The organism is Neisseria sp. HMSC03D10, assembly GCF_001807625.1.
In the GTDB taxonomy this organism is placed as follows: domain Bacteria; phylum Pseudomonadota; class Gammaproteobacteria; order Burkholderiales; family Neisseriaceae; genus Neisseria; species Neisseria mucosa.
The window spans coordinates 1-12,542 of the sequence record NZ_KV789607.1 but is presented as its reverse complement, the minus strand read 5'-3'; the positions used below and the strand labels follow the sequence as shown (position 1 = coordinate 12,542).

Sequence of the window (12,542 nt, the reverse complement as noted above, 5' to 3'; positions counted from 1 at the left end):
GGCAACGCCGTACTGGTTTAAAGTTAATCCACGATACAAGGTATTTTTTCGTTGAAAATCCCATGTTAGAAAGGACACCCATGAGCTTCCAAGACAACCTCGCCGCTATGCCCGACATCGGTCATTTGAGCGGACTCGACATCCTCGACGCACAAGGCAAAGCCGTCCATCACATCCCCAACGCGCCCGGCAAGCAAGGCTCGCTGAAACTCTACAACGCTTTGGCATTGAATTTCGGCGGCAAACTCGATGCCGCCGCCGCTGCACAGGGTTTGGATTGGTTTGCCGAACACGTTGCCGATGCGCAAGCCAATCCGGGCAAGCATCCCAATATTGATTTGCTGTTACAAGTGAAAAACGGAAACTGCAGCTTGGTTTTAAAGCCGGTTGAGGCATAAGCACTAGATAAGTAAAAGGTCGTCTGAAAATGGGATTCCCGTTTTCAGACGACCTTTTTTAAGCTTAGGCTTACCGTTTGCCGATATTGTGAAATATCTTGCCCATATCGTTTAAGAAACGGGGTTCGCGCTGTATCAGGTAAACAATCAAGGGGATATTGCCGATGGCGACGATCAGGTAAAGCAGGGAAATGCTGTCGAACAGCATCAAGAGTACCGCGCTTAAAATGGCAGCCGATACCATGAACACGCCATTGATAATGTTGTTGGCGGCGACGGCGTGGGCGCGGAAGGATTCGCTGCTGGCGGTTTGCAGCCAAGTATAGAGCGGGACGGAGAAGAAGCCGCCGAAGAAGCCGATCAGCGTCATGACGAGCATGACGGGATACGCCATGCCTTGCGACAGGAACCAGGTGATGCCGTTGAGTTCGGTAAAGCGTTGCCCTTGGGTCAGCCATACCAAAATCAAGCCGAATACGGTCAAACCGGTCGTGCCGACGGTTACCAAGCCCAAGAGCAGGCGTTCGTGGCTGAGTTTGGCGCACAACACCGAGCCGGCGGCGATGCCGATGGAGAATAGGGCGAGCATGAGGTTGAAGACGTTGTCGTTGCCGCCCAAATGGATTTGCGTGAAAGTCGGCAGTTGGGTGGTGTACACCGAGCCGATAAACCAAAACCATGAAATGCCGATGATGGATGTGAAGACGGAATCATATTGCGCGGTTTCGCGTAGGAGCGCGTGCGTGCCTTTGACGATGTTCCATTCGATTTTCGTGTTGGGGGCTTTGGCGGGGACGTTAGGCATGAAGAAGCTGGTCAACGTGCCGCCGATGGCGACGAGCAAGACTAAGATGCCGACGACGGAGGGCGGCAAGCCTGCGACGGACGTGCCTAAAATCTGACCGAACAAAATGGCGATGAACGTTCCCGATTCGATCAGGCTGTTGCCCATAATCAGCTCTTTGTCGTTGAGATAATCGGGCAGGATGGCGTATTTCAGCGGGCCGAACAACGTCGATTGCGCGCCCATGCAAAACAGGCAGATCAAGAGCAGCGGGGCGGACTGGATATAGAAGCCGAACGCCGCCACCGCCATAATGACGATTTCCAATACTTTGATCCATCGTGCCAAGACGGCTTTGTCGAATTTGGTGCTCAATTGTCCCGACAGCGCGGAAAACAGGAAATACGGCAGGATAAACAGCAGCGCGCCCAAGTTCAGCATTTGGCTGGCGGGCAGAAAGTTGTTTTTGCCCAAACCGTAGAAGCTGATCATCACAAACAGCGCGGTTTTGAACATATTGTCGTTGAACGCGCCCAGAAACTGCGTACCGAATAATGGGGCGAAACGGCGGCTGGTTGGGAAATTCAGATTGTCTTTTTTGAGGCTCATTTTTCGGATTCTTGTTCTTCTTTTTCTATTTCGTTTTCAAGCAGCTTGTCGGTGGAATCGTCGTCCATCAGGATGCGGTGTGCCGGTCCTTCGAGGTCGTCAAACTGTCCGTTTTTCCCCGACCACCAGAAAAAATAGCCGATGGCAAACGCCAAAATAATGCTGATGGGCACTAAGATAAACATACTTTCCATCACATCGCTCCGGTCAAATCGGTTAAGACAAAAGTCTGTCCCGATACAGTCAGATATTCGTTGCGCAGCGAGCCGACGGGGGCGTCGTCAAAAAACAGTTCGATACGGTCTTTCACGACACGCCAATATTGCGGAATCTCGGTTTGCCCGAAAGGCGCCAAAACCTCCGCCGCCGCGCCTTCTTCACTTTGCAGCTTGACGGCGAAACGCCCGCTCTGCGGCTGCGTTTCGGATTCATCATCCGGCAGCATGATGAAAAAGCCCACATGGGCGCCTTGTTGCGTATGGATACTGAAATAGTGCATATCAAAGAATCTTAAAAGGCTGCCGCTGTTTTTAGACGACATAGTGAATACAAAAACTTTCTAAATGTAACAGTTTGACACGCCCCTGCAAAGGGCTTTACGCCCCCGCGTTCGACAGGTCGTCTGAAAACCAACCGTTTCCCTTTAAACATCAATATCTTCCTTTATCGCTTTCCGCCTGCTCCAAGTCAAACATTAAGCCAAGCAGCCGCCCCCGTTTTTTGCTAGAATAGCGCGGTTTACATTCATCAACCGATTTCAGACGACCCCGTCCAACCGGCGGCGGCAGAAACCACACGGAAAGCAATATTCATAAAGTTGCCCCTTCCGAATGTAGCGGTCATTTTTCTTTCATAGATTTTACGCCACCAACCGATACGGCCTGCCGCGCAGACGCCCGGCTCGAACCTCAACGCATCCACTATGCCTGCGGGAGATGTTTGGCGGTATATCCACGACAAAGAACAGATTGCCGATACTGCCCGCACAGGTCGTCTGAAACATCCAGGAGCCACAACAAATGACCCAAAAACTCATCTTAGTTTTGAACTGCGGCAGCTCATCCCTCAAAGGCGCCGTACTGGATAACGACAGCGGCGAAGTCCTGCTCAGCTGCCTTGCCGAAAAACTCAACCTGCCCGACGCTTACATCACGTTCAAAGTAAACGGCGAAAAACACAAAGTCGACCTGTCTGCCAAACCCGACCACACCGGCGCAGTTGAAGCCCTGATGGAAGAACTCAAAGCCCACGGCCTCGACAGCCGCATCGGCGCCATCGGCCACCGCGTCGTCAGCGGCGGCGAACTGTACAGCGAATCCATCCTTGTTGACGACGAAGTCATCGCCGGCATCGAAAAATGTATCCCGCTCGCCCCGCTGCACAACCCCGCGCACCTCTTGGGCCTGCGTGCCGCACAAAGCATTTTCAAAGGCCTGCCCAACGTTGTCGTGTTCGACACCGCTTTCCACCAAACCATGCCGGAACACGCCTACACATACGCGATTCCGCATGAACTGTATGAAAAATACGGCTTGCGCCGCTACGGCGCACACGGTACCAGCTACCGCTACGTTTCTGATGAAACCGCCCGTTTCCTCGGCAAAGATAAAAAAGACCTGCGCATGGTGATTGCACACTTGGGTAACGGCGCGTCCATTACCGCCGTCGCCAACGGAGAATCACGCGATACCAGCATGGGACTGACCCCGCTGGAAGGCCTCGTGATGGGTACGCGCAGCGGCGACATCGATCCCGCAGTCTTCGGCTTCCTCGCTGAAAACGCCAACATGACCATCACTCAAATCACCGACATGTTGAACAAAAAATCCGGCCTGCTCGGCTTGTCCGGCCTGTCCAACGACTGCCGTACCATCGAAGAAGAATCCGGCAAAGGCCATCCCGGCGCGAAACTCGCCCTGGACGTCTTCATCTACCGCCTCGCCAAATACATCGGTAGCATGGCTGTGGCAGCCGGCGGTCTGGACGTACTCGTCTTCACCGGCGGTATCGGCGAAAACTCCGACATCATCCGCGAGCGCGTACTCGGCTACTTGGGCTTCCTCGGTCTGAAAGCCGACCACGAAGCCAACCTGAAAGCCCGTTTCGGTAACGCAGGCGTGATTACGACTGCCGACAGCGCAGCCGTCGCCGTTGTTATCCCGACCAACGAAGAATTGATGATTGCACACGATACCGCCCGTCTGAGCGGCCTGTAATACAGCGAGTCATCCGATAAAAAACCTGCCGTTTTTGGCAGGTTTTTTGTTGCCGACTGTTTTCAGACGATCTATTTGGAAGGTGTTGTAAATAAAATAATAAAAATCAAATGTATAAAATTCAATAAGAAAAATTTGAATAAATATAGAAAATCTTATTCAAACTATAAAAAATCTTAGTTATAATCAGCATATCTAAAGTTATGCCGCCGATGTGCGGTCGATTTACTAAGGAATACTACCATGCTGTTGGCACTTTCCCTGCGCGATTTTGTCATTGTTGAAAACCTCAATCTGGATTTCCAAAGCGGTTTTACCGTCTTGACCGGAGAAACGGGCGCGGGCAAATCGATTACGCTGGACGCAATAGGGCTTTTGTTGGGCGATAAGGCCGATTACAGCCAAGTCCGCAGCGGCGCGAAGGAAGCGCAATTGTCGGCATTGTTTGACATCAGCCTTTTGCCCGATCTCAAAGCCCAATTGCAGGAGCAGGGTTTTTTAGACGAAGACGCGGAAGAACTCAGCATCCGCCGCATCATCGACGCCAAAGGAAAAAGCCGCAGCTTTATCAATAATCAGGCAGCCACGTTGGCGCAGCTTAAAGCCGTCGGCGGGCAGCTTATCGACATCCACGGGCAAAACGCCCACCATTCCCTCAATCAAGAATCTGCCCAGCGCGAATTGTTGGACGCATTTGCGGGCAGCAAAGCACAGGCGGAAACCGTCAGACAGCTTTATCAAAACTGGGTCAATGCTAAAAAAGCCCTCCAAGAGGCGCAGGAACACGCCGAGACCATCATTATCGAGCATGAGCGTTTGGAATGGCAGTTCAACGAATTGAACCAGTTGGACGTCAAACAAGGCGAATGGGAAGCCCTCAGCCAAAGCCACGACAGCCTTGCCCATTCTGCCGAGCTGTTGCAGACTGCCGAAGAAGTCGGCGACTACATCGATGGCGACAACGGCATCCAACGTCAAATTTATCAATGCCAAAAATTATTGACCAATCTGCAAAACATCGAGCCGCACTTTGCCGAAAGCCTGAATATGCTGGCGAGCATTGAAGCCGAATTGGGCGAAATCAGTGCCAATATGCGCGACGTCGCAGGCCGAAGCGACATCGATCCCAATGAATTGGCGGCGCAGGAGCAGCGCATGGGCGAGCTGATGGGAATGGCGCGGAAATACCGCATCGAGCCTGAAGCCCTGCCGCAAAAGCTGGCTGAAATCGACGAGCGCCTGCAAAGCCTGCAAGCCGCTGCCGATTTGGAAGCGTTGGCGCAAACTGTTGCCCGCAACCTTGTCGAATATCAGGAAGCCGCCCATGTTCTTTCCGCCATGCGCCATCAGGCGGCGGGCAGGTTGGGCGAGGAAACGACCGGACATATGCAGCATCTCGCCATGAAAGGCGCGCGTTTCGACATCGTCCTGCTGCCGTCTTCCCCCACAGCGCACGGTTTGGAGCAGGTACAGTTCCAAGTTGCCGCCAACAAAGGCAATCCGTCCCGTCCGCTGAACAAAGTCGCGTCCGGCGGCGAACTTGCCCGTATCAGCCTTGCCTTGCAGGTGGTCGCCAGCCAATACACGCAAGTCCCTACGCTGATTTTTGACGAAGTCGATACCGGTATCGGCGGCGGCGTGGCAGAAATGGTCGGCAAAGCCCTGCGTGCTTTGGGTAAAAAACATCAGGTGCTCGCCGTGACCCACCTGCCGCAAGTCGCTTCCTGCGGTGAAAACCATTGGCAGGTGCGCAAACACAGCGAAGGCGAACAAACTGTCAGCGAAATCAGCGTGTTGGACCATCAGCAGCGTATCGAAGAAATCGCCCGTATGCTTGGCGGCGAAATCATTACCGACACGACCCGCAGCCATGCGGCAGAGTTAATCAGCCTTGCCGCCGCTTAAACGCAGAATCGGAGAGGTCGTCTGAAAAGGAAGTTTGTGTAACCATTCACAAACTGCTTTTCAGACGACCTTTTTGCCAAACCGCCCGCGCCCTTTCAGACGACCTCAATACAAGGTATGATTACGTCGTTCGTTTATAAGGAAATTTCCATGAAAGTCCTGTTTATTGCCGATCCGATGGCAAGTTTCAAAACCTACAAAGACACCACCTACGCCATGATGCGCGAGATGGCAAAACGCGGCTGGCAGCTTTTCCATACCTTGAGCGGCGAATTGTCCGTACAGCAAGGATTGGTGACGGCTCAGGCTGCACCGTTTGAGTTTCTCGGTGCAAAAAGCGACGATGATCATGAATGGTTTAAAGCGGCAGACAAAGTTCAGACGACCTTGAAAGACTTCGATGCCGTCATTATGCGCACCGACCCGCCGTTCGATATGCAATACCTCTACGCCACCCAATTCCTGACGCTGGCGGAACAGCAGGGCGCGAAGGTCTTTAACAGCGGGCAGGCGATGCGCGACTTTAATGAAAAACTGGCGATTTTGAATTTCAGCCAGTTCACTGCGCCTACGCTGGTTACGACCCGTTCCGCCGATGTCCGCGCATTTTTGAAAGAACACGGCGACATCATCATCAAACCGCTGGACGGCATGGGCGGCATGGGCATTTTCCGCCTGACCGAAAAAGACCCCAACATCGGCAGCATCCTCGAAACCCTGATGCAGCTTGATTCCCGCACCATCATGGCGCAACGCTACATCCCCGAAATCATCCACGGCGATAAACGCATCCTGATTATCGGCGGCGAAGTCGTCCCCTATGCTTTGGCGCGTATTCCGCAAAACGGCGAAACGCGCGGCAACCTTGCGGCAGGCGGACGCGGCGTGGCGCAGGAATTGAGCGAACGCGACCGAGAAATCGCCGAAACCCTCGCCCCCGAACTCAAACGCCGCGGCATCTTGTTGGCAGGTTTGGACGTCATCGGCAGCAACCTGACCGAAGTCAACGTTACCAGCCCGACCGGTTTCCAAGAAATCATGAAACAAAAAAACTTCGACGTCGCCGCGATGTTTGCCGACGCTGTCGAAGCTTGGTCCAAACAATAATCCCGAAAGGTCGTCTGAAATCGAATCTGTTTTAGCAAAACCCGCTTCGCTCGTTTTAGCGAAACTCGCTGCGCTCGTTTTCAGACGACCCCTTTTTATAGTGATAAATTTAAATCAGGACAAGGCGACGAAGCCGAAGACAGTACAGATAGTACGGAACCGATTCACTTGGTGCTTCAGCACCTTAGAGAATCGTTCTCTTTGGGCTAAGGCGAGGCAACGCCGTACTGGTTTAAAGCTAATCCACTATACAAATATAAATATTGATACAAACATTACTTATGAAACCATCTTCTTACGCTGCCGATAAAAAAGGCAAAAGCGGCATCAAACGCATCATCAACGCATTCGGCTATTCCAAAGACGGGCTTGCCGCCGCCTACCGCTATGAAAGCGCGTTCCGCCAAGTATTATGGCTGAACCTGATTTTGATTGTCTTGACCTTCATCCTCAATTTCGACTCCGCGACCAAAATGCTGCTGATTATTGCGTCGTTTGTTTCGCTGATCACCGAATTGTTCAACACCGCCGTCGAAGCCGCCGTCGACCACACTTCCACTGAAAAACACGAGTTGGCAAAACGCGCCAAAGATGCCGGCTCCGCCGCGCAATTGCTCGCTTTGACGATGCTGGGTATCGTGTGGGCGATCGCATTATGGCACGGGTATGTTTAAATTTACTTTGAGATGATTTATACTTACTAAGTATTAATTCTCATGAATTAATTTGAATCATTTTGTTTAATCTGAGTCAAAGCATTCAGACGACCATTGCATGTAGGATGGGAACAGTATTACCGACATGCAATGTCGCGCGGAAAGCTTTTGCCGCAACAAAACCACCCATTTCATCATAAAGGAGCAATACATGAAAAAATTATTGGCAACCCTGATCGCAGCAGGTTTGGTATCCACCGCTTCCGCAGCCGGTGTTCACGTTGAAGACGGTTGGGCGCGTGCCACCGTCGAAGGCATGAAAATGGGCGGCGCGTTCATGAAGATCCACAACGATGAAGCCAAACAAGACTTCTTGGTCGGCGGCAGCAGCCCGGTAGCCGACCGCGTTGAAGTACATACCCATGTCAACGACAACGGCGTGATGCGTATGCGCGAAGTCAAAGGTGGTGTTCCGCTGGAGGCAAAAGGCGTAACCGAGCTGAAACCGGGCAGCTACCACGTTATGTTCATGGGTCTGAAAAAACCGCTGAAAGAAGGCGAAAAAGTACCGGTTACCCTGAAATTCAAAAATGCCAAACCTCAAACCGTACAACTGGAAGTGAAAACTGCGCCGCAATCCGGTATGGATCACAGCCATGGTCATGACCACGGTGGCGCGCATCAACACTAATCGTTCATCGTTTGAACTCAAAAGGTCGTCTGAACATTTTCAGACGACCTTTTTGTTATTTGGGTTGGGCAAATTCAATCATTACTTGCAATATGAAATTCATCAGAACGCCATTCCTCTTTTAGGGCCTTCCTTATCCCTTCATCAAAATGTGCTAAAATCCGCCTTTAAAAACTGCTGTTTCCTACCCATATCCCCTTCATGGACATTACTCAACAACCTTCAAACATCATCGTCGGGCTCTCCGGCGGTGTCGATTCCTCCGTAACCGCCGCCTTGCTCAAACAGCAGGGTTATCAAGTGCGCGGTGTGTTTATGCAAAACTGGGAGGACGACGACAATGACGAATATTGCAGCATCAAACAAGACTCTTTCGATGCTATTGCCGTCGCCGACATCATCGGCATAGACATCGATATCGTCAATTTCGCCGCCCAATACAAAGACAACGTATTCGCCTATTTCCTCAAAGAATACAGCGCGGGGCGCACGCCGAATCCGGATGTGTTGTGCAACGCGGAAATCAAATTCAAATGCTTTTTGGACTACGCCATAGAGCAAGGCGCAGATACCATTGCCACCGGACACTATGCGCGCAAAGAAGTCCGCAACGGCACTCATTACCTGCTCAAAGGTTTGGATCAAAACAAAGACCAAAGCTATTTCCTCTACCGTCTCAAGCCTTTCCAGCTCGAGCGCGCGATTTTTCCGTTGGGTGGTTTGGAAAAACCTGAAGTCCGCCGCCTTGCCGCCGAATTCAATTTGCCGACCGCCGCCAAAAAAGACAGTACCGGCATCTGCTTCATCGGCGAACGTCCGTTTCGCGAGTTCCTGCAAAAATACCTGCCGACCAACAACGGCAAAATGGTGACGCCCGAAGGCAAAACCGTCGGCGAACACGTCGGACTGATGTTCTACACGCTCGGACAGCGCAAAGGATTGGGCATCGGCGGCGCGGGCGAGCCGTGGTTTGTCGCCGCGAAGGATTTGACGAAAAACGAACTCATCGTCGTACAAGGTCATGACCATCCGCTGCTCTACACCCGCAGCCTCGTCATGAACGATTTGAGTTTCACGCTGCCCGAACGCCCGAAAGAAGGGCGCTACACCTGCAAAACCCGCTACCGCATGGCGGACGCGCCCTGCGAATTACGTTATCTCGATGATGATACGGTAGAGCTGGTGTTCGACGAACCGCAATGGGCGGTAACGCCCGGTCAATCCGCCGTGCTGTATGACGGCGACGTCTGCTTGGGCGGCGGCATTATCATGTCCACAGATAAGCCCGTCATTATTACCGCTTGAATAAAAAAGATAAAAGGTCGTCTGAAAACTATTGCGGCAGGTTTGCTCCCGCCTTTTCAGACGACCTCAAGACAACCATAAAACCAACGAAACAAGACTATTCATATGGAAAAACTCTGGCTCAACAGCTACGAACAAGGCGTCAATGCCGAAATCGACATCACGCAATACAGCTCTATCAGCGACGTATTCCGTCAAAGCGTTGAAAAATTCGCGCATCAACCCGCGTTTCAAAACATGGGCAAAACGCTCACTTACGCCGAAGTCGGCAAGCTGGCGGAAAATTTCGCTTCCTATCTGCAAAACGTCCTGAAGCTGCCGCGCGGCGAGCGCGTGGCGATTATGCTGCCCAACCTGCTGCAATACCCGATTGCACTTTTCGGCATCCTGCAGGCGGGTCTGGTGGCGGTGAACACCAACCCGCTCTACACCCCGCGCGAGCTGGAACATCAGTTGAAAGACAGCGGCGCGACCACCATCATCGTTCTGGAAAATTTTGCCAACACGCTGGAGCTGGTGCTGCCGCGCACGCAAATCAAACACGTCATCGTCGCCTCTGTCGGAGAAATGTTCGGTTTCTTCAAAGGCACGCTGATGAATTTCGTGCTGCGCAAAATCAAAAAAATGGTGCCCGAATACCGCATTTCCGGCGCTATCCCTTTTCAGACGACCCTGAAAGAAGGTGCGGCGCATACCTTCCGCCCCGTTACCCTGACCCGCGAAGATACCGCGCTGTTGCAATACACGGGCGGCACGACCGGCGTGGCAAAAGGCGCCGTCCTCAGCCACGGCAACATCTGCGCCAATATGCTGCAGGCGAAAGAATGGATTAAAAACCAACTGCGCGAAGGCAAAGAAACCGTCATCGCCGCGCTGCCGCTTTACCACATCTTCGCCCTGACGGTGAACCTGATGATTTTCACCAATGCCGGTTCCAAAATCATCCTGATTACCAACCCGCGCGATATGAAAGGCTTTATCGGCGAACTCAAAAAAGAGCGCATCAGCGTCTTCATCGGCGTGAACACTTTGTTTAACGGCATGGTCAACCAACCCGATTTCGCCGCCGTCGATTTCTCCAATCTGCGCCTGACTTTGGGCGGCGGCATGGCGACTCAAAAAGCCGTCGCCGAAAAATGGAAAAAAATTACCGGTACGCCCATCGTCGAAGCCTACGGCCTGACCGAAGCCAGCCCCGGCGTGTGCTGCAACCCGCTCAATATCGAAGCATACAGCGGTGGCATCGGATTGCCCGTTCCCTCCACCGAAGTCGAATTGCGCGATGCGGACGGTAAAGAAGTCGGCATCGGACATCCGGGCGAACTTTGGGTACGCGGCCCGCAAGTGATGAAAGGCTACTGGAACCGTCCCGAAGAAACCGCCAAAACCATAGATGCGCGCGGCTTTTTGGAAACCGGCGACATCGCCGTGATGGACGAAAAAGGCTGGCTGAAACTGGTTGACCGCAAAAAAGACCTCATCGTCGTTTCCGGTTTCAACGTTTATCCGAACGAAATCGAAGAAGTCGTTTCACACAACGATAAAGTCATGGAAGTCGCCTGTATCGGCGTGCCCAACGAAAAAACAGGCGAAGCACTCAAAGTCTTCGTCGTCAAAAAAGACCCGAGCCTGACCAAAGAAGAACTCATCGAATTCTGCCGTACCGAGCTGACCGCTTATAAAGTGCCGAAAGACATCGAGTTCCGCGACGAATTGCCCAAGTCCAACGTCGGCAAAATCCTGCGCCGCGAGCTTCGCGAACAAGCGCAAAACAAATAACACCGAAAGGTCGTCTGAAAAGCATCCCGCACCTTTCAGACGACCTTTAATCATCATGGAAACAAGATATGACCCATACCGTCCATCTTCAATTTGAAGACATCGACAACACCGTCCTCCAACGCCTCTGCGGCGCGCTTGACGGCAACCTCGAAGCCTTGGGCAAAGCCCTCGATATCCAAATCAGCCGCCGCTTCGAACACTTCACCTTCATGGGCGAACTCGCCCACGCCGGCCGCCGCGCCCTGCTCGCGCTCGCCGAAGCCGCCGAACAAGGCGATTTGGACGACAACGCCATCCGCCTCGCCGCCGTCGAAGCCAAAACCGCTGACAACAAACACGAAGAAAAGCATCACGACCAACAATATTATTTCCGCACCAAACGCGGCAGCATAGGCGGGCGCACCCCGCGCCAAAACGGCTACATTCGAGCCTTGTTAAACCATGACGTCGTCTTCGGGTTGGGCCCCGCGGGTACGGGCAAAACCTATCTCGCCGTTGCTGCCGCCGTCGATGCCATGGAAAAACACCAAATCGAACGCATCGTCCTCGTCCGCCCCGCCGTCGAAGCAGGTGAAAAACTCGGCTTCCTGCCCGGCGATTTGGCGCAAAAAGTCGACCCCTACCTGCGCCCGCTCTACGACGCGCTCTACGACCTGATGGGCTTTGACCGCGTCACCAAACTGATGGAAAAAGGCCTGATCGAAATTGCCCCGCTAGCCTACATGCGCGGCCGCACGCTCAATGGCGCGTATGTGATTTTGGACGAAGCGCAAAACACCACGCCCGAACAAATGAAAATGTTCCTGACCCGCATCGGCTTCGGCGCGAAAGCCGTCATCACCGGCGACATCAGCCAAATCGACCTCCCGCGCAACATCAAATCCGGCCTGAAAGACGCCCGCGAAAAACTGCGCGATGTGGAAGGGCTGTATTTCCACACCTTCACCAGCGAAGACGTCGTCCGTCACCCGCTGGTACAGAAAATTGTGGAAGCGTATGAAGCGGCAGAAGAGCAAGCCGAAAGAAGCAGCGCCGCCGAACGGTAAACGATGAGGTTTAAAAAGGTCGTCTGAAAACTGAACTGGCCCC

13 protein-coding genes are annotated in these 12,542 nt (G+C 52.9%); 9 read left to right on the top strand and 4 right to left on the bottom strand.

Annotated features, from left to right (window positions below; translation table 11 throughout):
* Positions 1–80: 80 nt before the first annotated feature.
* Positions 81–398 (top strand): DUF2322 family protein, encoded by a 318-nt coding sequence (locus tag HMPREF3066_RS10730; RefSeq protein WP_039856494.1) that lies wholly within the window; start codon positions 81–83, stop codon positions 396–398.
* Positions 399–468: 70 nt separating this feature from the next.
* On the opposite strand, the gene HMPREF3066_RS10725 is transcribed toward HMPREF3066_RS10730, so the two are convergent.
* The 4 genes from HMPREF3066_RS10725 to HMPREF3066_RS12980 form a co-directional block, all read right to left on the bottom strand.
* Entirely contained in the window at positions 469–1,791 is a 1,323-nt protein-coding gene (locus HMPREF3066_RS10725) for an MFS transporter (protein ID WP_039410704.1), read from the bottom strand.
* Complete coding sequence (gene ccoS, locus HMPREF3066_RS10720; protein WP_003744897.1) at positions 1,788–1,985, bottom strand: cbb3-type cytochrome oxidase assembly protein CcoS; 198 nt, start codon at positions 1,983–1,985, stop codon at positions 1,788–1,790. The genes HMPREF3066_RS10725 and ccoS overlap by 4 nt, the downstream gene beginning before the upstream one ends.
* Positions 1,985–2,290, bottom strand: coding sequence for an HLGFF motif protein (locus HMPREF3066_RS10715; RefSeq protein WP_049223426.1), 306 nt, complete (start codon positions 2,288–2,290; stop codon positions 1,985–1,987). The genes ccoS and HMPREF3066_RS10715 overlap by 1 nt, the downstream gene beginning before the upstream one ends.
* Before the next feature lie 248 nt (positions 2,291–2,538).
* Positions 2,539–2,751, bottom strand: a complete 213-nt coding sequence (locus HMPREF3066_RS12980; protein ID WP_141743219.1) for a hypothetical protein — start codon at positions 2,749–2,751, stop codon at positions 2,539–2,541.
* Between the two features lie 59 nt (positions 2,752–2,810).
* Between HMPREF3066_RS12980 and HMPREF3066_RS10710 the strand changes: the two genes are divergently transcribed.
* The 8 genes from HMPREF3066_RS10710 (at position 2,811) to HMPREF3066_RS10675 (ending at position 12,499) form a co-directional block, all read left to right on the top strand.
* A complete protein-coding gene (locus HMPREF3066_RS10710; RefSeq protein WP_003764546.1) occupies positions 2,811–4,007 on the top strand; it encodes an acetate kinase in 1,197 nt (398 codons plus the stop codon).
* A gap of 243 nt (positions 4,008–4,250) precedes the next feature.
* Positions 4,251–5,912: a DNA repair protein RecN gene (gene recN, locus HMPREF3066_RS10705; RefSeq protein ID WP_070442865.1), complete on the top strand. Its 1,662-nt coding sequence runs from the start codon at positions 4,251–4,253 to the stop codon at positions 5,910–5,912.
* A gap of 150 nt (positions 5,913–6,062) precedes the next feature.
* On the top strand, positions 6,063–7,019 hold the full coding sequence (gene gshB, locus HMPREF3066_RS10700) for a glutathione synthase (protein WP_039862766.1): 957 nt from the start codon (positions 6,063–6,065) through the stop codon (positions 7,017–7,019).
* 281 nt (positions 7,020–7,300) lie between these two features.
* Positions 7,301–7,693 carry a diacylglycerol kinase gene (locus HMPREF3066_RS10695; RefSeq protein WP_003744917.1) on the top strand — a complete coding sequence of 131 codons (393 nt, stop codon included), beginning with the start codon at positions 7,301–7,303 and terminating at the stop codon, positions 7,691–7,693.
* Between the two features lie 193 nt (positions 7,694–7,886).
* On the top strand, positions 7,887–8,366 hold the full coding sequence (locus HMPREF3066_RS10690) for a copper chaperone PCu(A)C (RefSeq protein ID WP_060975065.1): 480 nt from the start codon (positions 7,887–7,889) through the stop codon (positions 8,364–8,366).
* Positions 8,367–8,567: 201 nt separating this feature from the next.
* Positions 8,568–9,671, top strand: a complete 1,104-nt coding sequence (gene mnmA, locus HMPREF3066_RS10685) for a tRNA 2-thiouridine(34) synthase MnmA (RefSeq protein ID WP_070442862.1) — start codon at positions 8,568–8,570, stop codon at positions 9,669–9,671.
* Positions 9,672–9,776: 105 nt separating this feature from the next.
* A complete protein-coding gene (locus HMPREF3066_RS10680; protein ID WP_070442859.1) occupies positions 9,777–11,450 on the top strand; it encodes an AMP-binding protein in 1,674 nt (557 codons plus the stop codon).
* A gap of 68 nt (positions 11,451–11,518) precedes the next feature.
* Positions 11,519–12,499 (top strand): PhoH family protein, encoded by a 981-nt coding sequence (locus tag HMPREF3066_RS10675; protein ID WP_070442856.1) that lies wholly within the window; start codon positions 11,519–11,521, stop codon positions 12,497–12,499.
* Positions 12,500–12,542 lie beyond the last annotated feature (43 nt).